Here is a 19,392-nt window from a genome sequence, read left to right as displayed (position 1 = left end):
AGGAGATGACATGGCACAATCAATTAATTCTACGGTAGAATTAACGACTACTGGTGTTTCTTACCTCAGTATGGGGGGAAAAGTTGGCAAATTTCTCTTAGGAAATAAAGGCTTAGAATTTTACAGCGATGCTAATGTTGAAGATTACATTCAAATTCCTTGGGAAAATATTGAAAAAATCGGAGCAAATGTTTCTCGCAATAAAGTCAGCCGTCACTTTGAAGTCTTTACTGACAAAGGTAAATTTCTTTTTGCCTCAAAAGATTCAGGAAAGATTCTAAAAGTAGCTCGCCAACATATCGGAAACGACAAAGTTGTCCGTATGCTAACCTTGGTTCAAATCATTATTAAAAGACTATCAAGATTTGTCAAAAGGAAATAAATCTAGTATAATAAAGTGTACGGATAAGTAAGAGTGGAGCTCTTTCAGAAAGTCTGCGGTTGCTGTGAGCAGATAGAGTGATAATTCCGAAATTCTACCGTTATATCATTTAAAAATAGAAAATTAAGTGCACAGGATGTGAAGCTGGATGGAACCGCGCGATTGCGCTCCAGCAAGTTTACATGTTGTGCTTTTTGTTCATCTGAGCTTTATTTAGCCATATGAACGCTGAAACCACTGGAGGAAAACTATGTTAGACATCAAACGTATTCGTAACGATTTTGACGAAGTCGCTAAAAAATTAGCAACACGTGGCGTTGCTGCTGAAAAATTAGCTGAATTAAAAGAACTTGACGACAAACGCCGTGAATTGCTTGTCAAATCTGAATCAGCTAAGGCTGAACGCAACACAGCATCTGCCGCTATCGCTCAAGCAAAACGCAACAAAGAAGACGCTTCTGAACAAATTGCAGCAATGCAAAAATTGTCAGCAGATATCAAAGCTACTGACGCTCAATTAGCTGAAATCGATAACAAATTAGCTGAATTCACAACTACACTTCCAAATATCCCAGCCGCTGATGTTCCTGTCGGTGCTGACGAAGATGAAAACGTAGAAGTTCGCCGTTGGGGAACACCTCGTGACTTTGACTTTGAGATCAAAGCTCACTGGGATCTTGGTGAAGACCTTGGTATTCTTGACTGGGAACGTGGTGCCAAAGTTACTGGCTCTCGCTTCCTTTTCTACAAAGGACTTGGTGCTCGCCTAGAACGTGCTATCTACAACTTTATGTTGGATGAACACGCTAAAGAAGGTTACACAGAAGTTATCCCACCTTACATGGTCAACCATGACTCAATGTTCGGTACTGGTCAATATCCAAAATTTAAAGAGGACACATTTGAATTAGCTGACTCTGACTACGTTCTTATCCCAACTGCGGAAGTGCCACTTACAAACTACTACCGTGGTGAAATCCTTGACGGTAAAGAACTTCCAGTTTACTTCACAGCAATGAGCCCATCATTCCGTTCAGAGGCTGGTTCAGCTGGTCGTGACACACGTGGTTTGATTCGTCTTCACCAATTCCACAAAGTTGAAATGGTGAAATTCTCTAAACCTGAAACATCATACGACGAATTGGAAAAAATGGTGGCTAACGCTGAAAACATTCTTCAAAAACTTGGTTTGCCATACCGTGTTATCACACTTTGTACTGGCGATATGGGATTCTCAGCTGCTAAAACTTATGATTTAGAAGTTTGGATTCCAGCACAAAATACTTACCGTGAAATCTCAAGCTGTTCAAATACTGAAGATTTCCAAGCCCGTCGTGCCCAAATCCGTTACCGTGACGAAGCAGACGGCAAAGTTAAACTTCTTCACACACTTAACGGTTCAGGTCTTGCCGTTGGACGTACAGTCGCTGCAATCCTTGAAAACTACCAAAACGAAGACGGTTCTGTAACAATTCCAGAAGTTCTTCGTCCATACATGGGTGGAGCTGAAGTCATCTCACCTAAATAATAAAATATCCTGCTAGCCAACTGACTAGCAGGTGTTTTTTACTAAAGAAACCAGAATACAATAAAAATCCCCTTGAACCATTCTCAAACCAAAAAATTTTTTCAGGGTTTGAGGCTAGCACAAGCAGGATTTTTTAATATTTTCTAAAACGTTGATAACGGTTTTCAAGGAGTTGTTCTAATGGTAGTTGACTAAGTTCATCTAATTCTGAAATCAGATTAGATTTAATCATTTCAACAATTTCACTTGAAAAATAACCGTGTTCGGGAATAACCTTATCCACTACTCCCATGTTAAAGAGTTCGCCAGCTGTAATTTTCATTAACTCAGCTGCTTCGGTTGCACGTGAGCCATCTTTCCAAAGAATAGAGGCAAAACCTTCTGGACTCAAAATCGCATACATGCTGTGTTCGAGCATCCAGACCTTATCAGCTACAGCGAGTGCAAGAGCACCTCCTGAACCACCTTCACCAATAATAATGGCAATAATCGGCACTTTTAGGTCGCTCATTTCAAGCAGATTACGTGCAATGGCTTCCCCTTGCCCACGTTCTTCAGCACCAACACCAGGATAGGCTCCCGCTGTATTGATAAACGTAACGACAGGACGACCGAATTTTTCAGCTTGTTTCATCAAACGCAGTGCTTTACGGTATCCTTCTGGATTTGGTTGACCAAAGTTTCGTTTAAGATTTTCTTGTAAATTTTTTCCTTTTTGAATACCAATAACCGTCACAGGACGACCATCTAGGCGTGCGATACCGCCAACAACGGCACCATCATCGGCAAAATGGCGATCGCCATGAAGTTCCATGAAATCATCAAAAATGAGTTCAGCGTATTCCAAGGTTGTCAAACGTCCTTGTTCACGCGCTTCTTTCAATATTATTGATACATCGCTACTCATTTAGCACCTCCATGAAACGCAACTAATTTGGCAATAACATCTGGCATTTCCGTGCGTTTAACAATCGCATCAACAAAACCATGTTCCAAAAGAAATTCTGCCTTTTGAAAATCTTCAGGCAATTTTTCTCGAACAGTCGTTTCAATAACACGTCGTCCAGCAAAGCCGACTAAAGCTTGTGGTTCAGCAATAATAATATCACCTTCCATAGCAAAACTTGCTGTCACACCACCCGTTGTAGGGTCGGTCAAAATCGTTAAATAAAACAGACCAGCTTCAGAATGACGCTTAACAGCAGCTGAAATTTTTGCCATTTGCATCAAGCTCATAATACCTTCTTGCATACGAGCACCACCTGAAGCTGTAAAAATGACAACAGGTAATTCCTCTTCGATTGCTAATTCGAATAAGCGTGTTATTTTTTCACCAACAACTGTCCCCATTGATGCCATGATAAAGTTTGAATCCATAATGGCAAGCGCTACTTTTTGACCCTTTATCAAAGCCTTACCAGTCAAAACAGCTTCATCAAGTCCAGTTTTTTCACGCATTTTAGCTAATTTTTCTTGGTAACCTGGGAATTTAAGAGGGTCTTGCGTTTGTAGCCCAGTAAAGAGTTCCTCAAAACTTCCTTCATCTACGGTAATAGCTAAGCGCTCTTTGGCACAAATTCGGAAATTGTAAGAACAAGCTGGGCAAATTTTTGCCACTCCTAAATCCTTTTGATAAATCATATGCTTACAAGCTGGACATTTTGCAAACAATTCATCAGGTACCTCTGGTACCTCGCGAGGTGCTGATTGCTTCAGGGAGTTATTGGGAGTAATTCGAATGTATTTATCTTTTTTACTAAATAAAGCCATGAAATCTCCTAATCATTTTCTTTATTATAATTTGGCAAGAATGTCTCCATCAAGAATGACGTATCATAGTCTCCAGCGATAACATGCTCATCTGAAATTAAATCCATTTGGAATTCTGCATTTGTGGTAACACCTTCAATTTCTAACTCATAAAGGGCACGCTGCATTTTCATCAGAGCATCAAATCGATTTTCACCATGAACAATAATTTTAGCAATCATACTGTCATAATAAGGCGGAATACTATAACCATTGTAAACAGCTGAATCAACACGCAATCCAACACCACCACTTGGCAAATACAAATCTGTAATTTTACCAGGGCTTGGTGCAAAATTGAATTTCGGATTTTCAGCGTTAATACGACATTCAATCGCATGACCTGTGATTGTAATATCATCCTGTGTCACAGACAATGGTTGACCTGCTGCAATACGAATTTGTTCCTTAACAATATCAATACCAGTAACAAACTCAGTGACAGGATGTTCTACCTGAACACGTGTGTTCATTTCCATAAAGTAAAATTCGGATGTTTTCTCGTCAAGCAAGAATTCAATCGTACCTGCATTTTCATAGTGAACTGCCTTTGCAGCACGAATAGCGGCATCACCAATTTTACCACGCAAGGTTTTACCAATGGCAACTGATGGACTTTCTTCTAAAACTTTTTGGTTATTACGCTGAAGAGAACAGTCACGTTCACCAAGATGAACGACATTGCCATGAGAATCACCTAAAATTTGAACTTCGATGTGTCGAGCTGGATAGATGACTTTTTCGATGTACATAGCACCGTTACCAAAAGCCGCCAAAGCTTCTTGTGAAGCTGATTCAAAGGCAGGTACAAGTTCTTCTGCAGATTCGACTTTTCGAATTCCTTTACCACCGCCACCAGCAGAAGCTTTTAGCATAACAGGATAACCAAGTCTATCAGCCACTTCAAGTGCTTCCTCTGCAGTAAATACCTCACCGTCAGAACCAGGAATAACAGGTACGTTCGCAGCAATCATTTCAGCACGAGCATTGATTTTATCACCCATTTTATCCATGATTTCAGCACTAGGACCGATAAATTTGATGTGCATTTCTTCACACATGGTAGCAAATTTTGAATTTTCACTTAAAAAACCAAAACCTGGGTGAATGGCTTGCGCTCCTGTCACGATAGCAGCTGACAAGACAGCATTCATATTAAGATAAGAATCGGTTGAACGAGCTGGACCGATACAGATTGCTTCATCAGCCAAAATTGTATGCAAAGAATTTTTATCCGCTTCAGAATAGACAGCTACCGTATTGATTCCCAATTCACGCGCTGCACGAATAATACGCACCGCAATCTCACCACGATTGGCAATTAATAATTTTTTAAACATACGTCTGCTTTTATCCTCCTATCAGGAATTGCATCTTTGCAACCCTTGTCAAAATTCTTTATGTTGTCACAGTTTACGTTAAACTACTATTCTTCTTTAACTGCCAATAGCAAATGTCAATGTGCCAGAAGCTGCTAATTTCCCATCAACTTCTGCTTTTGCTTCAACAACAGCAATTGTACCACGACGTTTGACAAATTTTGCTGTCATCACCAATTGGTCACCTGGAACAACTTGTTTCTTGAAGCGAACTTTATCCATTCCAGCGTAGAAAACTAGTTTCCCTTTATTTTCTTCTTTTGAAAGTTCCAAAACACCAGCAGTTTGCGCAAGAGCCTCCATAATAAGAACGCCTGGCATTACTGGATATTCTGGAAAATGACCATTGAAAAACGGCTCATTGATTGTCACATTTTTAATTGCAACAATTTCATCGTCACTCACTTCAAGCACACGGTCAACCAAAAGCATTGGGTAACGGTGTGGCAAAGCTTCACGAATTTGTTTAATATCAATCATTTAATACGTACCAATCCTTGTCCAAATTCAACAACATCTTCGTTGTTTACCATAATTTCTGTGACAATACCATCGTTTGGAGCTGGAATTTCATTCATCACTTTCATTGCCTCAATAATCAACAATGTTTGACCTTTTTTAACAGAATCTCCAACTGAAACAAAGGCTGGTTTATCAGGAGTTGGAGCAAGATAAGCCACCCCAACAAGCGGACTTGTTACTTCATCACCTTCAGCAAAAATATCAGTATCAACAACTGTTTCTTCAGAATCGCTTGCTGCTTGCGCAGGGGCTACAGGAGCAGTTGCTGCTACTCCAACTGGTGCCGTAGCAGGATCTTGACTAGCTTGTTGTGGTACTACTGGCGAAGTATATTCATTTTTGCTAAATATCAATTCAGCTTCACCTGTTTTAAATGAAAATTCACGTAAACTTGATTGGTCAAATTGTGCCATCAAATCTTTTACTTCTGAAATATTCACCATTACGCCTCCCAACGTTTAAATGCTAAAACAGCATTGTGTCCACCAAAGCCAAATGTATTTGAAATAGCATATTCTAGCTCTGCTTCTTGACCTTGTCCATAAACGACATTGGCTTCAATATCTTCTGACAACTCACGTGTACCAGCTGTCATTGGAATGTAGTTGTGACGAAGTGCTTCGATAGTAGCAACAGCTTCAACAGCACCAGCAGCACCAAGAAGGTGACCAGTAAATGATTTTGTAGAAGAAACTGGAACATCTTTACCAAGAACTGTTACGATAGCTTTACTTTCGCCTTTTTCATTGGCTTGAGTGGAAGTACCATGTGCATTGACATAGTCCACATCTTCTGGAGAAATACCTGCTTCTTTAATAGCCAATTTAATCGCTTTAGCCGCACCAGAACCGTCTGGTGTTGGTGTTGTTTGGTGATAAGCGTCACAGTTGCTACCATAACCAACAACTTCAGCAAGGATTGTTGCACCACGTTTTTGAGCGTGTTCAAGGCTTTCAAGAACAAGGACACCTGAACCTTCACCCATCACAAAACCGTTACGGTCTTTATCAAATGGAATAGCGGAGCGAGCTGGGTCTTCTGTAGTTGAAAGGGCAGTCAAGGCGTTGAAACCTCCAATACCGATTTCATTAATTGTTGATTCAGCACCACCAGCTAAGATCACATCATGATAACCGAATTTAATTTCACGGAAAGCTTCACCGATTGCATCATTAGATGAGGCACAAGCTGTTGTGATTGATTTACATACACCACGAGCACCAATACGTAAAGCAATGTTTCCTGCAGCCATATTTGACAAAGCTTTCGGAATGAACATTGGTTGAATACGTTTGATTCCTTTTTCGTGCATACGAATAATTTGCTCTTGCATTTCTTGCAAACCACCAGTTCCAGATGACACGATAACACCTGTACGGTCACGGTCAACAGTGTTCATATCCAGTTTTGCATTTTCAAGAGCTTCTAAAGTCGCATAAATCGCATAGAGTGAATATTGGTCCATACGATTTTTATCTTTGCGAACAAAGTATTTATCAAATGGAAAATCGTGAATTTCACCAGCATTGTGAACAGGAATTTCAGAATTATCAAATTTAGTGATTGGTCCAATACCAATTTTACCGTCGTGAAGATTATTCCAAAATTCTTCTGGTGTATTTCCAATAGGGGATGTTAAACCGTAGCCTGTAACTACAACTCTATTTAATGTCATTTTTGTCTCCTTTTAAGAGAAATTCTCAACTCTAATTAAAATCATCAAGACAAAGCAACGATTATTGCATTGTCATACCACCGTCAATAGCAATCACTTGTCCTGTCAAGTAATCTTGCTGTGCTAAGAAACTAGCAACAGAAGCCACTTCTTCAGCTTTACCAATGCGTTTCATTGGAATTCCTGCCAAAATCGCTTCTTGCATTTTTTCAGGAATCGCATCAGTCATATCTGATTCAATAAAACCAGGGGCAATAGCATTGACACGAACACCGCGCGCAGCTATTTCACGAGCAACTGATTTCGTAAAACCAATCAAACCAGCTTTTGAAGCAGCGTAGTTAGCTTGTCCAACATTACCAGTCAAACCAACAACGCTTGATAGGTTAATGATAGCACCTTGACGAGCACGTGTCATCGGTTTTAAGACTGATTGTGTCATGTTAAACGCACCAGTCAAATTAACTTTAAGCACAGACTCAAAATCAGCTTCTGACATTTTTAGCATTAATTTATCGTTGGTAATACCTGCGTTATTAACTAAAATATCAACAGAACCAAGCTCGTTGATAGCTTCATCAACCATACGCTTAGCATCGTCAAAATTTGACACATCACCCGAAATAGCAATCACTTTAACGTGATAGTCTTTAAAACTATCAATCAAATCTTGCGAAATTTCAGAACGCCCATTAAGGACAATATTAGCGCCAAGACTAGCAAATTGACGTGCGATAGCTAAACCAATTCCACGAGTTGAACCTGTTACGAAAACATTTTTATCTTTGATTTCCATGATTTTCTCCTATTTTTCTAGCAAAGATTTTAAGCTAGCTTCATCTTCAACCGTTGAGACTGAAATAGCCTTATCGATTTTACGAAGAAATCCGCTCAAAACTTTACCAGGACCAATTTCGATAACTTCTGTCATTCCAAGTTCACGCATTGTTTCGATAGAATCATAAAAACGAACAGGCTCCTTAACTTGTCTAGCAAGTAAAGCTTTAATATCAGCATGATCCATAACTTTTGCTTCTGTATTGCCAATTAAAGGAACTTGAAACTCAGAAAATGTCACCTTATCAAGAACCTCTGCCAAACGTTCACTAGCAGATTGTAGTAAAGCAGTATGGAAAGGTCCTGAAACTTTCAAAGGAATTAAACGTTTTACGCCTGCTTCTTTTAGCAACTCAACGGCATAATTAACGGCTTCTGTTTCTCCACCGATAACGATTTGTGCAGGCGTATTGTAGTTAGCAGGTGTCACAATTCCCTTGCTAGAAGCCTTTTGACAAATTTCTTCAATCAATGAAGCCTCTGTATTCATGACAGCAACCATTTTCCCAGTACCAGCTGGCGATGCTGTTTCCATAAATTCACCACGCTTAGCAACAAGAGCAACAGCATCTTCAAAACTTAAAGCACCTGAAGCTACCAAAGCAGAATATTCACCAAGAGAAAGACCAGCCACCATATCAGGACTATATCCTTTTTCTTGCAACAAGCGGAAAATCGCAACCGAAGTTGTCAAAATCGCTGGTTGAGTATAACGAGTTTGGTTGAGTTTATCTTCCTCATTGTCAATTAATTCACGAATATCATATTCGAGAATGCTGCTAGCTTGTTCAAAAGTTTCTCTAACAATAGGATATTTCTCATATAAGTCACTTGCCATTCCAAGTTTTTGAGCTCCTTGACCGGCAAATAAAAAGGCTGTTTTTGTCATTAAATCCTCCTAAGCGGGAAAATTGGTTTATTTTATATTAAAGTTTTTAGTCCTTATCAATATCAGACCAACGTCTAGCTTCTTCCAAGATGACTTCTTGAGCGCTATAGTAAAGGTCTTTCAAGATTTCTTCACAAGTTTCTTCTTTACGAATAAGCCCTGCAATTTGACCAGCCATAACTGAACCGGTAACAACATCACCATCAACAACTGCATTACGTAAAGCACCTGCACCAAGCTCTTCAATATCTTCTGCTGTTTTACGTCCAGCCAAAAAATCTTTTTCAGCATGTGCATATGATGTTGTTAATTTATTTTTGACAGCACGAACTGGGTGTCCAACAACTGACGCTGAAATAACGGTATCAATATCTTTTGCTTTCAAGATTTTATCTTTAAAGTTTTGATGTGCATTAGATTCTTTAGAAACTGCAAAGCGTGTTCCAACTTGAATAGCTTCCGCACCAAGCATAAAGATCGCTGCAGCACCACGCCCATCACCAACACCACCAGCACCGATAACAGGAATATTTACCGCATCCACAACTTGACGAACAAGTGTCATTGTTGTCAATTTACCGATGTGTCCACCAGCTTCCATACCTTCTGCGATAACCGCATCAGCACCCAATTTTTCCATACGTTTTGCAAGAGCAACACTTGGAACAACTGGGATAACTGTAATACCTGCTTCGTGGAAACGTTCCATGTATTTACCAGGGTTACCAGCACCTGTTGTGACCACTTTTACACCTTCTTCAATGACTAAATCTACAATATCATCAACAAATGGTGATAAAAGCATAATATTGACACCAAAAGGTTTGTCTGTAATTTCTTTAACTTTATCGATATTAGCTTTAACAACTTCTTTGGGGGCATTACCACCACCGATAATACCTAAACCACCAGCATTAGAAACAGCACCAGCTAGATCACCATCAGCAACCCATGCCATTCCTCCTTGAAAAATTGGATATTTTATATTTAATAATTCTGTTATACGTGTTTTCACATTAAACCTTCTTAGTCTTTATAAAACAATAATTTGATAGTCAAACTATCATAATAAGAAGAGAGGGAGTAGGATAAGTACTAATGTCTTAGTTACATATCCCACAACCCTTCCTACTAAATATAGTGGAGTTAGTTTTTAGCACCAACTCCAGCCATGCTATTATTTTGTTTTTTCTTCAACGTAAGCAACTAAGTCACCTACAGTATTAAGACCTTCTTCAGTTTCAATTTGGATGTCGAATTCATCTTCGATTTCTGAAATAACTTGGAAAACATCAAGCGAATCAGCATCAAGTTCATCGAAAGTAGTTTCCAATTTCACTTCATCTGTCTCTTTACCAAGTTCTTCAACGATAATTTCTTGTACTTTTTCAAATACTGCCATGATTATTTCTCCTTATAAATATAAATAAAAATTTTATCTTGTGCTTATACACAAGTTTGTAACTAGATTTTAACAATTAGACTGCCCCATGTCAAACCTCCGCCAAAAGCTGAGAAAAGAACCGTTTGTGAACCGTCTAATTTAATGTATCCTTTATCAACATACTCAGATAAAAGAATTGGAATACTTGCTGCACTGGTATTTCCATATTCCATCATGTTAGCTGGAAGTTTATCTACATCAACACCAATTTTTTTAGCAATTTTATCTAAAATACGGATATTAGCTTGGTGTAAAAACAAATAATCCAAATCTTCAGCTGCCACATCAGAAGCTTCAATTAAAGCATTGATACTCTTAGAAACGTCACGGATTGCAAAATCAAAAATTGCTCTACCCTCCATTTTTAAGAATTTATCATCAGTTTCTTCTTCTGAAAATGGCGAAGATAAGCCAACTTTCCCTGAAGTCAAACTAAGCCCACGACTGCCGTCTGTATGGAGTGATTCAGCTAAGAAATGTTTTGTTTCAGAAGCCTCAATCAAGACACCACCAGCACCATCGCCAAACAAAACCGAACTGCTACGTTCAGACCAGTCTAACGTTTTTGACAAAGTCTCAGCGCCAATCACAATTCCTTTTTTGTACATACCTGACTGGATGAATTTATCCGCAGTTGCTAAAGCAAATACAAAACCACTACATGCTGCCGTCAAATCCATTGCAAAGGCATTAACCGCACCAACATTCGCTTGAATACGTGCTGCCGTAGAAGGCATTAAACTATCAGGGGTTATCGTTGCAACAATGATGAAGTCAATATCTTCAGCCGATAAACCAGCTTTAGAAATCAGTTGCTTGGCAACTTGTGTCCCTAAATCACTAGTTGTTTCAATTCGAGTGATGTGTCGTCTTTTGATACCAGTACGTGATGAAATCCACTCATCACTAGTATCCATAATTTTCGACAAATCATCGTTTGTAATCACTTGTTCAGGGGCATAGGCTGCTGCCTGAGCAATTCTTGCAAATACCATTATTACATTAACTCCTCAAGAAACTTATGAAGATTCTTCAACCCTTGAGCCAAGGCTTCAAATTCCTCTTCATTCATATCTTCCGCAATATGGATAACCATATTTTTGTGGAATTTATGATGAAGTCTGTCTAGTAATCTTCCTTTTTTTGTCAAAGTTAAGTGAACAACACGGCGGTCCAATTTTGAACGTCGTCTTTCAATATAACCTTTTGCCTCAAGTTTATTCAGGCTAGTGGTTATTGTTCCGAGCGTTAACATCAACTCACGAGCAATATCACTTGGAGTAACATTAGAATTTTTACCAATAATCTCAATGGTATGCATTTCTTTTAATGAAACATCATTGAACTGACTTGTTCTTAGACTTGTCTCTTCAATGACTTGAACACGGTTAAAAATATTAACAAGGTATTCATTGATTCTATTATAATCCAAGATTTCACCCCCTAAATAAACTTTGACAGTCAAAGTATATCAAACATCAAAACATTTTGCAAGATATTTAAGATTCTTCCATTCAATAATTTGAAAATCGAATCATCTTCTTACATTATTTTCCTGAAAATTTTGGACGACGTTTTTCAGCAAAAGCACGGACGCCCTCTTTAAAATCTTCCTTAAATGCTAGTTCTTCTTGAAGTTGCAATTCAAGTGACGTATAATCTTCCCAACCTTCAAAAGATGCCTTCCATGACATTTCTTTAATCGCACGGTAAGAATTTGCTGAGCCTCGTAGCAAACGCTTTGTGAGTTGATTGGTTGTTCGTTCAAGCTTTTCAGACTCGCATAGTCGGTAAACAATGCCATATTCAAGCGCTTTTTGGGCATTTAAACTTTCCCCAGTCATTGCCAATTGAATGGCACGAGTTGTACCAATTGCACGGCTCATTAAGAAAAGGCCTCCAGCATCTGGCGCAAGAGCTACACCAACAAAAGCTTGAATAAATTTAGCTTTTTCACTAGCAACAACAAAATCTGCAGCGGCAGCCATATTTGCAGCTGCTCCCGCAACCGCACCATCTACACTCATAATAACTGGCTTTGGCAATTTTTTCATTGCAAATGAAATTTTATTAACCAAACTAGCAATTTCAACCAATGATTCAACATTGTCAGATTCTACGGCACGTTGCATTTCTGCCAAATCACCGCCAATTGAAAAAACTTTTCCAACTGCCTTAATAACCAAAATCTTGACAGAATCATCTGATTTAACGTTATCTAAAACCTCAAGAATCTCTTGACATGTCGGGATATTAAAACCGTTTGAAATATCAGGACGATTCAAGGTTAAAGTTGCCACTTCGCCCTTTTCATAAATAACATTATTAAAAGACATCTATTTACCTCCAATAAATGGGACAAAAATAGTTTGATAATCTAACTATTTAGCAAGTGCTATTTTAGCATATTATTTCTTTTTTTATCAAGTAAAAACTGCTTATTTCACAAAAATTATTTGGTGTATAAATAATTTAATAATCAAATAATTCTATTAAAAAATGGAAAACTAGCGATAATTGCTACCTTTCCACACCTTTTCTTACTTTAACCAACAAGTTCTTCAAAAATCTGCGTCAAATTGTCAACCAAGCGATTTGCCTTACTTTGGTTCATTCCAAATAACTTATCCTCAATTGCCCAAACTTGTAAGTCAGCAGAAACACCTGCTTGAATACCTTTTTCACTGTCCTCAACAACCAAAATATTATCATGATTCGTTCCTAATTGCCGAGTAGCTTCCTGATAAATAGCTGGATGAGGTTTTCCTTTTGGGAATTCTTCCCCCGATAAAATAACTGAGAAATACTCTCTCATCTTTGTATCGTCTAAAGCCTTTAAAATATCATGTTTTGTTGAACTTGATGTTAAGCCCAAACGATAACCATTATCATAAAACTTCTTAATCACTTCAAAAGTATCTGGAAAAATTAAATCCTTATAAGGAAGTGGGCGATTATGCTTATAGATTGTATATTCTTCTTGCAATTTGTGAATATCCCAATTCTCATAATCATCACGTAAAATATCTCGCCAAATTTGTTTCATATTTCCACCGATAAAAAAACTAGGTGGTAAATGCTTGATACTAATTCCTTTTTTAGCTAAAAATTTTTCACGTCTATGATAATAAAAAGTCTCTGTATCAAATAATACACCGTCCATATCAAAAATAATAGCATTAAAATTTTCCATTCCTTTATTATACTATCTTTTTCTTTTAAAAACTACTGACAAATTTTCAGAATTTTGCTATAATTGTTTATAAATTTAAATTTTGGAGAAGTCATGAAAGTAATCAAATTTGGTGGTAGCTCGCTCGCTTCTGCTGAGCAACTCAAAAAAGTATTGAACATTATTAAATCAGACTCAGAACGACGCTTTGTCGTTGTATCTGCCCCAGGTAAGCGTAACGCTGAAGATACCAAGGTAACAGACGCCCTTATTAAATACTATAAAACATATACAGCTGGCGATGACGTTACTGCTGCGCAAAAATGGATCATCAATCGTTATCAAGCCATGGCAGAAGAACTCGGTTTAAACTCTTCTATCGTGAGCAAAATTGCTGGTGCCATTACAAATCTTGCAACTCTTCCTATCGACGGAAATGATTTTCTTTATGATACCTTCCTAGCAGCTGGTGAGGACAATAACGCAAAACTCGTTGCGGAATACTTCCGTAAAAACGGTATTGCTGCTCGTTATGTTCACCCTAAAGAGGCTGGAATCATCGTATCTAGTGAACCAGGAAACGCTCGTATTCTTCCGTCAAGTTATGACAAGCTTGAAGAATTACGTGATTCTGAAGAAGTCCTTGTTATCCCTGGCTTCTTTGGTGTAACAACTGATGGGCAAATTTGTACCTTCTCACGTGGTGGGTCAGATATTTCAGGTTCTATCGTTGCCGCTGGTGTCAAAGCTAATTTATATGAAAACTTTACTGATGTTAATGGTATTTTTGCAGCCCACCCAGGCGTTGTCCATAACCCCCACACTATTAAAGAATTAACATATAGAGAAATGCGTGAGCTTGCCTATGCAGGGTTCTCTATCCTACATGACGAAGCATTGATTCCTGCCTACCGTGGTAAAATTCCACTTGTCATTAAAAATACAAATAATCCTGATCATCCAGGAACACGTATTACTTTAAAACACAGCGGACCTACAATTCCTGTCATTGGTATCGCTGCGGATGATAACTTCGCAAGTATCAACATGTCTAAATACCTCATGAACCGCGAAGTCGGATTTGGTCGAAAAGTCCTCCAAATTTTAGAGGACCTCAATATCCGTTGGGAACATATGCCAACAGGTATCGACGATATGTCAGTTATCGTCCGCGAACGCGAATTAACACCAATCAAAGAACAAGAGATTATCTCTTACCTCACACGAGAGTTAGGTGTTGATGAAGTTGATATCGAGCACAATCTTTCAATCATCATGATTGTTGGTGAAGACATGAAAAACCATATCGGGGTAACTGCTACAGCAACCAAAGCTCTTTCAGATAAACACATCAACCTTGAAATGATTTCTCAAGGTTCAAGTGAAGTTTCAGTCATGTTTGTAACCCAAACAGAACAAGAAAAACAAGCTGTACGCGCTTTATATAATGCTTTCTTCACAGAAGAACAAAATTAATTCTACACACGAAACTCTGAGGCAATAAGGCCTCAGAGTTTTATTTTTGACGATGAGCATAACCTGCTATATTCTTCTTTTTTTTAAGATTCTTTACTAATAGCGTAATACTAAAGCGGCTTACTCCCCTGCACCAGCTTAAATTTAAACAAATAATACTTTATATATGAAAGCAGTTCAATATCCTCAATTTTACCTTACCAATTAGAGTTAAAGTCAGTAAAAAAAGGCTCAATTTTAGTCAAGAAGGCCTTTTTCCCCTCAAAGCGCTCCCCTCGCATCACCTTCGCTAGTTTTTCTTTTGCTCCCGCTCCTAATCGCTGCTCAACCGCCTGCAGCCGCTCCTTATAAGCCACATAATCCGCCAGATCCAGAAATCTTGTTTGCGCCAAACAATGCCCCACGTCACTAATCTCCTCATATGGCAGCTGATTAAACTTACGTTTCAAACTCTCTTGATGGCGAATCACATCCTTGAGATAGTTGGAAAACTTCGTTTTAAAATAGGCATAAAGAGACAAGTCGTCCTGCAACAAATTAGGCTTTTCTTGCAGGAGACGGAACAGAACCACCCGTCCCTCTTGTAACCAATCATCATAGTCCCATAATTTGACAAAATAGTGACGACGCAACTTAAGCACAATCGGTTTGACCTTTTCAAAATAGCTTTCAAATGTTTCCATCATTTTCAAATCTCCTTGACAGTTAGTTTCCCTTACTTAAAAGGTAATCCCATTATAAAAAGGAAAGCGCAAAAAGACCATGACAAAAATGTCATGGTCCAAAAATGCTTATGAAGTAAGAAAAAAACAACAGCCTCAGCCGTTGTTACCGTCTTCTTTACTCCGCCAGTAGGACTCGAACCTACGACATCATGATTAACAGTCATGCGCTACTACCAACTGAGCTATGGCGGATAAAAGCTAAGCGACTACCATATCTAACAGGGGGAAACCCCCAACTACTTCAGGCGTTCTAGGGCTTAACTTCTGTGTTCGGCATGGGAACAGGTGTATCTCCTAGGCTATCATCACTTAACTCTGATTGATTATCCAATCAAAATTGAATACCTATATATTTTAACAAGTTTCCGACGCGCTGTCAATATTCTCAGTTACTTTGGATAAGTCCTCGAGCTATTAGTATTAGTCCGCTACATGTGTCACCACACTTCCACTTCTAACCTATCTACCTGATCATCTCTCAGGGCTCTTACTGATATAAAATCATGGGAAATCTCATCTTGAGGTGGGCTTCACACTTAGATGCTTTCAGCGTTTATCCCTTCCCTACATAGCTACCCAGCGATGCCTTTGGCAAGACAACTGGTACACCAGCGGTAAGTCCACTCTGGTCCTCTCGTACTAGGAGCAGATCCTCTCAAATTTCCTACGCCCGCGACGGATAGGGACCGAACTGTCTCACGACGTTCTGAACCCAGCTCGCGTGCCGCTTTAATGGGCGAACAGCCCAACCCTTGGGACCGACTACAGCCCCAGGATGCGACGAGCCGACATCGAGGTGCCAAACCTCCCCGTCGATGTGAACTCTTGGGGGAGATAAGCCTGTTATCCCCAGGGTAGCTTTTATCCGTTGAGCGATGGCCCTTCCATGTGGAACCACCGGATCACTAAGCCCGACTTTCGTCCCTGCTCGAGTTGTAGCTCTCGCAGTCAAGCTCCCTTATACCTTTACACTCTGCGAATGATTTCCAACCATTCTGAGGGAACCTTTGGGCGCCTCCGTTACCTTTTAGGAGGCGACCGCCCCAGTCAAACTGCCCGTCAGACACTGTCTCCGATAGGGATCACCTATCTGGGTTAGAGTAGCCATAACACAAGGGTAGTATCCCAACAACGCCTCCACCGAAACTAGCGTCCCGGCTTCTTAGACTCCTACCTATCCTGTACATGTGGTACAGATACTCAATATCAAACTGCAGTAAAGCTCCATGGGGTCTTTCCGTCCTGTCGCGGGTAACCTGCATCTTCACAGGTACTAAAATTTCACCGAGTCTCTCGTTGAGACAGTGCCCAAATCATTACGCCTTTCGTGCGGGTCGGAACTTACCCGACAAGGAATTTCGCTACCTTAGGACCGTTATAGTTACGGCCGCCGTTTACTGGGGCTTCAATTCACACCTTCGCTAATGCTAAGCGCTCCTCTTAACCTTCCAGCACCGGGCAGGCGTCACCCCCTATACATCATCTTACGATTTAGCAGAGAGCTGTGTTTTTGATAAACAGTTGCTTGGGCCTATTCACTGCGGCTGACTTAAAGCCAGCGCCCCTTCTCCCGAAGTTACGGGGCCATTTTGCCGAGTTCCTTAACGAGAGTTCTCTCGCTCACCTGAGGCTACTCGCCTCGACTACCTGTGTCGGTTTGCGGTACGGGTAGAGTATAATTAACGCTAGAAGCTTTTCTTGGCAGTGTGACATCACTAACTTCGCTACTTAAATTCACTCCCCATCACAGCTCAATGTTATAGACGTAAGCATTTGACTCACATCACACCTCACTGCTTAGACGTGCACTTCCAATCGCACGCTTTAGTTAGCCTACTGCGTCCCTCCATCACTATATACTCTAGTACAGGAATATCAACCTGTTGTCCATCGGATACACCTTTCGGTCTCTCCTTAGGTCCCGACTAACCCAGGGAGGACGAGCCTTCCCCTGGAAACCTTAGTCATACGGTGGACAGGATTCTCACCTGTCTTTCGCTACTCATACCGGCATTCTCACTTCTATGCGTTCCAGCGCTCCTCACGGTACACCTTCATCACACATAGAACGCTCTCCTACCATACCTAAAAGGTATCCACAGCTTCGGTAATATGTTTTAGCCCCGGTACATTTTCGGCGCAGGGTCACTCGACTAGTGAGCTATTACGCACTCTTTGAATGAATAGCTGCTTCTAAGCTAACATCCTAGTTGTCTGTGCAACCCCACATCCTTTTCCACTTAACATATATTTTGGGACCTTAGCTGGTGGTCTGGGCTGTTTCCCTTTCGACTACGGATCTTAGCACTCGCAGTCTGACTGCCGATTATATCTCGTTGGCATTCGGAGTTTATCTGATATTGGTAATCCGGGATGGACCCCTCAATCAAACAGTGCTCTACCTCCAAGAGACTTAACATCGACGCTAGCCCTAAAGCTATTTCGGAGAGAACCAGCTATCTCCAAGTTCGTTTGGAATTTCTCCGCTACCCACAAGTCATCCAAGCACTTTTCAACGTGCCCTGGTTCGGGCCTCCAGTGAGTTTTACCTCACCTTCACCCTGCTCATGGGTAGGTCACATGGTTTCGGGTCTACGACATGATACTAATTCGCCCTATTAAGACTCGGTTTCCCTACGGCTCCGTCTCTTCAACTTAACCTCGCATCATATCGTAACTCGCCGGTTCATTCTACAAAAGGCACGCTCTCACCCATTAACGGGCTCGAACTTGTTGTAGGCACACGGTTTCAGGTTCTATTTCACTCCCCTCCCGGGGTGCTTTTCACCTTTCCCTCACGGTACTGGTTCACTATCGGTCACTAGAGAGTATTTAGGGTTGGGAGATGGTCCTCCCAGATTCCAACGAGATTTCTCGTGTCTCGCCGTACTCAGGATACTGCTAGGGTTTAAGACTATTTCGAATACGAGGCTGTTACTCTCTTTGGCTTACCTTCCCAGGTAATTCTTCTATAATCTTGACTTCCCACAGCGCAGTCCTACAACCCCGATGTGTAAACACATCGGTTTGCCCTCTTGCCGCTTCGCTCGCCGCTACTAAGGCAATCGCATTTGCTTTCTCTTCCTGCAGCTACTTAGATGTTTCAGTTCACTGCGTCTTCCTCTTCATTACCTTAACAGTAATGAGTGACATGCATCACATGCCGGGTTCCCCCATTCGGACATCTCTGGATCAATGTTTACTTACAACTCCCCAAAGCATTTCGTCGTTAGTCACGTCCTTCATCGGCTTCTAGTGCCAAGGCATCCACCGTGCGCCCTTATTAACTTAACCTTATTTTGGTCTTCTGACCTTAAACTCATTAAATCACAGCGTTTCGGTTTATTTCTTGTTACTTTCTACAATTATTTCTAATTGTGGAATTTGATATAGATATTCAATTTTCAATGGACAATCAACTTGAATCTTTCGATTCAATGGAGCCTAGCGGGATCGAACCGCTGACCTCCTGCGTGCAAAGCAGGCGCTCTCCCAGCTGAGCTAAGGCCCCACAAGACCTCTCAAAACTAAACAAGACTTCCCAAACGTGCTTC

Annotated in this window: 18 protein-coding genes, 2 tRNA genes and 2 rRNA genes; 3 read left to right on the top strand and 19 right to left on the bottom strand. The window is 40.2% G+C overall.

All coding sequences use genetic code 11. From position 1 onward, the window contains the following. The first annotated feature begins 10 nt into the window (after nucleotides 1–10). Nucleotides 11–382 (top strand): DUF956 family protein, encoded by a 372-nt coding sequence (locus tag SMA_RS02095; protein WP_014293995.1) that lies wholly within the window; start codon nucleotides 11–13, stop codon nucleotides 380–382. A gap of 250 nt (nucleotides 383–632) precedes the next feature. Then, on the top strand, nucleotides 633–1,910 hold the full coding sequence (gene serS / locus SMA_RS02090) for a serine--tRNA ligase (RefSeq protein ID WP_014293994.1): 1,278 nt from the start codon (nucleotides 633–635) through the stop codon (nucleotides 1,908–1,910). A 133-nt stretch (nucleotides 1,911–2,043) separates the two neighbouring features. Here the strand turns inward: serS and SMA_RS02085 are convergent, their stop codons facing one another. The 14 genes from SMA_RS02085 to SMA_RS02020 form a co-directional block, all read right to left on the bottom strand. Next, on the bottom strand, nucleotides 2,044–2,817 hold the full coding sequence (locus SMA_RS02085; RefSeq protein WP_014293993.1) for an acetyl-CoA carboxylase carboxyl transferase subunit alpha: 774 nt from the start codon (nucleotides 2,815–2,817) through the stop codon (nucleotides 2,044–2,046). Continuing rightward, nucleotides 2,814–3,680, bottom strand: a complete 867-nt coding sequence (gene accD, locus SMA_RS02080) for an acetyl-CoA carboxylase, carboxyltransferase subunit beta (protein WP_014293992.1) — start codon at nucleotides 3,678–3,680, stop codon at nucleotides 2,814–2,816. The genes SMA_RS02085 and accD overlap by 4 nt, the downstream gene beginning before the upstream one ends. An 8-nt stretch (nucleotides 3,681–3,688) precedes the next feature. After that, nucleotides 3,689–5,059 carry an acetyl-CoA carboxylase biotin carboxylase subunit gene (locus tag SMA_RS02075; RefSeq protein WP_014293991.1) on the bottom strand — a complete coding sequence of 457 codons (1,371 nt, stop codon included), beginning with the start codon at nucleotides 5,057–5,059 and terminating at the stop codon, nucleotides 3,689–3,691. 96 nt (nucleotides 5,060–5,155) lie between these two features. Continuing rightward, the gene (gene fabZ, locus SMA_RS02070) at nucleotides 5,156–5,578 is read right to left on the bottom strand and encodes a 3-hydroxyacyl-ACP dehydratase FabZ (protein ID WP_009853419.1); all 423 of its coding nucleotides are present in this window, start codon (nucleotides 5,576–5,578) and stop codon (nucleotides 5,156–5,158) included. Continuing rightward, on the bottom strand, nucleotides 5,575–6,060 hold the full coding sequence (gene accB, locus SMA_RS02065) for an acetyl-CoA carboxylase biotin carboxyl carrier protein (protein WP_180267063.1): 486 nt from the start codon (nucleotides 6,058–6,060) through the stop codon (nucleotides 5,575–5,577). The genes fabZ and accB overlap by 4 nt, the downstream gene beginning before the upstream one ends. A gap of 2 nt (nucleotides 6,061–6,062) precedes the next feature. Next, entirely contained in the window at nucleotides 6,063–7,295 is a 1,233-nt protein-coding gene (gene fabF / locus SMA_RS02060) for a beta-ketoacyl-ACP synthase II (protein ID WP_014293989.1), read from the bottom strand. A 61-nt stretch (nucleotides 7,296–7,356) separates the two neighbouring features. Continuing rightward, the gene (fabG, locus tag SMA_RS02055; protein ID WP_014293988.1) at nucleotides 7,357–8,091 is read right to left on the bottom strand and encodes a 3-oxoacyl-[acyl-carrier-protein] reductase; all 735 of its coding nucleotides are present in this window, start codon (nucleotides 8,089–8,091) and stop codon (nucleotides 7,357–7,359) included. 9 nt (nucleotides 8,092–8,100) lie between these two features. Beyond that, on the bottom strand, nucleotides 8,101–9,021 hold the full coding sequence (gene fabD, locus SMA_RS02050) for an ACP S-malonyltransferase (protein WP_014293987.1): 921 nt from the start codon (nucleotides 9,019–9,021) through the stop codon (nucleotides 8,101–8,103). A gap of 46 nt (nucleotides 9,022–9,067) precedes the next feature. After that, complete coding sequence (fabK, locus tag SMA_RS02045; RefSeq protein ID WP_014293986.1) at nucleotides 9,068–10,036, bottom strand: enoyl-[acyl-carrier-protein] reductase FabK; 969 nt, start codon at nucleotides 10,034–10,036, stop codon at nucleotides 9,068–9,070. A gap of 162 nt (nucleotides 10,037–10,198) precedes the next feature. After that, the gene (locus SMA_RS02040; protein ID WP_003063346.1) at nucleotides 10,199–10,423 is read right to left on the bottom strand and encodes an acyl carrier protein; all 225 of its coding nucleotides are present in this window, start codon (nucleotides 10,421–10,423) and stop codon (nucleotides 10,199–10,201) included. Nucleotides 10,424–10,485: 62 nt separating this feature from the next. Continuing rightward, the gene (locus SMA_RS02035; protein WP_014293985.1) at nucleotides 10,486–11,460 is read right to left on the bottom strand and encodes a beta-ketoacyl-ACP synthase III; all 975 of its coding nucleotides are present in this window, start codon (nucleotides 11,458–11,460) and stop codon (nucleotides 10,486–10,488) included. A 2-nt stretch (nucleotides 11,461–11,462) separates the two neighbouring features. Further along, entirely contained in the window at nucleotides 11,463–11,897 is a 435-nt protein-coding gene (gene fabT / locus SMA_RS02030) for a fatty acid biosynthesis transcriptional regulator FabT (protein ID WP_044562989.1), read from the bottom strand. Nucleotides 11,898–12,012: 115 nt separating this feature from the next. Next, complete coding sequence (locus SMA_RS02025; RefSeq protein ID WP_014293983.1) at nucleotides 12,013–12,801, bottom strand: enoyl-CoA hydratase; 789 nt, start codon at nucleotides 12,799–12,801, stop codon at nucleotides 12,013–12,015. A 209-nt stretch (nucleotides 12,802–13,010) separates the two neighbouring features. After that, nucleotides 13,011–13,658 carry an HAD family hydrolase gene (locus SMA_RS02020; protein ID WP_014293982.1) on the bottom strand — a complete coding sequence of 216 codons (648 nt, stop codon included), beginning with the start codon at nucleotides 13,656–13,658 and terminating at the stop codon, nucleotides 13,011–13,013. Nucleotides 13,659–13,751: 93 nt separating this feature from the next. Between SMA_RS02020 and SMA_RS02015 the strand changes: the two genes are divergently transcribed. Beyond that, complete coding sequence (locus SMA_RS02015; protein ID WP_014293981.1) at nucleotides 13,752–15,113, top strand: aspartate kinase; 1,362 nt, start codon at nucleotides 13,752–13,754, stop codon at nucleotides 15,111–15,113. A gap of 197 nt (nucleotides 15,114–15,310) precedes the next feature. Here SMA_RS02015 and SMA_RS02010 read toward each other — a convergent pair whose 3' ends face one another. The 5 genes from SMA_RS02010 to SMA_RS01990 all read right to left on the bottom strand — a co-directional run bounded on the left by SMA_RS02010 (nucleotide 15,311) and on the right by SMA_RS01990 (nucleotide 19,349). After that, nucleotides 15,311–15,799: a sigma-70 RNA polymerase sigma factor region 4 domain-containing protein gene (locus SMA_RS02010; protein WP_014293980.1), complete on the bottom strand. Its 489-nt coding sequence runs from the start codon at nucleotides 15,797–15,799 to the stop codon at nucleotides 15,311–15,313. 157 nt (nucleotides 15,800–15,956) lie between these two features. Then, nucleotides 15,957–16,030, bottom strand: a tRNA-Asn gene (locus SMA_RS02005). A 5-nt stretch (nucleotides 16,031–16,035) separates the two neighbouring features. Beyond that, nucleotides 16,036–16,151 (bottom strand): 5S ribosomal RNA (gene rrf, locus SMA_RS02000). A gap of 81 nt (nucleotides 16,152–16,232) precedes the next feature. Beyond that, nucleotides 16,233–19,132, bottom strand: a 23S ribosomal RNA gene (locus tag SMA_RS01995). Nucleotides 19,133–19,276: 144 nt separating this feature from the next. After that, nucleotides 19,277–19,349: transfer RNA gene (locus SMA_RS01990), tRNA-Ala, on the bottom strand. Nucleotides 19,350–19,392 lie beyond the last annotated feature (43 nt).

Origin of the sequence: Streptococcus macedonicus ACA-DC 198, assembly GCA_000283635.1 — a bacterium.
GTDB classification, from domain to species: Bacteria; Bacillota; Bacilli; order Lactobacillales; family Streptococcaceae; genus Streptococcus; species Streptococcus macedonicus.
Note: the sequence above shows the minus strand (reverse complement) of the source record. Positions and strands in the feature narration are given on the sequence as shown.

Excerpts from the sequence above, each read along its gene's own strand:
- SMA_RS02075 (WP_014293991.1), bottom strand. The coding sequence starts at position 5,059 with ATGTTTAAAAAATTATTAATTGCCAATCGTGGTGAGATTGCGGTGCGT.
- SMA_RS02025 (WP_014293983.1), bottom strand. The coding sequence starts at position 12,801 with ATGTCTTTTAATAATGTTATTTATGAAAAGGGCGAAGTGGCAACTTTA.
- fabG (WP_014293988.1), bottom strand. The coding sequence starts at position 8,091 with ATGGAAATCAAAGATAAAAATGTTTTCGTAACAGGTTCAACTCGTGGA.
- serS (WP_014293994.1), top strand. The coding sequence starts at position 633 with ATGTTAGACATCAAACGTATTCGTAACGATTTTGACGAAGTCGCTAAA.
- SMA_RS02020 (WP_014293982.1), bottom strand. The coding sequence starts at position 13,658 with ATGGAAAATTTTAATGCTATTATTTTTGATATGGACGGTGTATTATTT.
- fabD (WP_014293987.1), bottom strand. The coding sequence starts at position 9,021 with ATGACAAAAACAGCCTTTTTATTTGCCGGTCAAGGAGCTCAAAAACTT.
- SMA_RS02040 (WP_003063346.1), bottom strand. The coding sequence starts at position 10,423 with ATGGCAGTATTTGAAAAAGTACAAGAAATTATCGTTGAAGAACTTGGT.
- SMA_RS02015 (WP_014293981.1), top strand. The coding sequence starts at position 13,752 with ATGAAAGTAATCAAATTTGGTGGTAGCTCGCTCGCTTCTGCTGAGCAA.
- accD (WP_014293992.1), bottom strand. The coding sequence starts at position 3,680 with ATGGCTTTATTTAGTAAAAAAGATAAATACATTCGAATTACTCCCAAT.
- SMA_RS02010 (WP_014293980.1), bottom strand. The coding sequence starts at position 15,799 with ATGATGGAAACATTTGAAAGCTATTTTGAAAAGGTCAAACCGATTGTG.
- SMA_RS02085 (WP_014293993.1), bottom strand. The coding sequence starts at position 2,817 with ATGAGTAGCGATGTATCAATAATATTGAAAGAAGCGCGTGAACAAGGA.
- SMA_RS02035 (WP_014293985.1), bottom strand. The coding sequence starts at position 11,460 with ATGGTATTTGCAAGAATTGCTCAGGCAGCAGCCTATGCCCCTGAACAA.
- fabF (WP_014293989.1), bottom strand. The coding sequence starts at position 7,295 with ATGACATTAAATAGAGTTGTAGTTACAGGCTACGGTTTAACATCCCCT.
- fabZ (WP_009853419.1), bottom strand. The coding sequence starts at position 5,578 with ATGATTGATATTAAACAAATTCGTGAAGCTTTGCCACACCGTTACCCA.
- SMA_RS02095 (WP_014293995.1), top strand. The coding sequence starts at position 11 with ATGGCACAATCAATTAATTCTACGGTAGAATTAACGACTACTGGTGTT.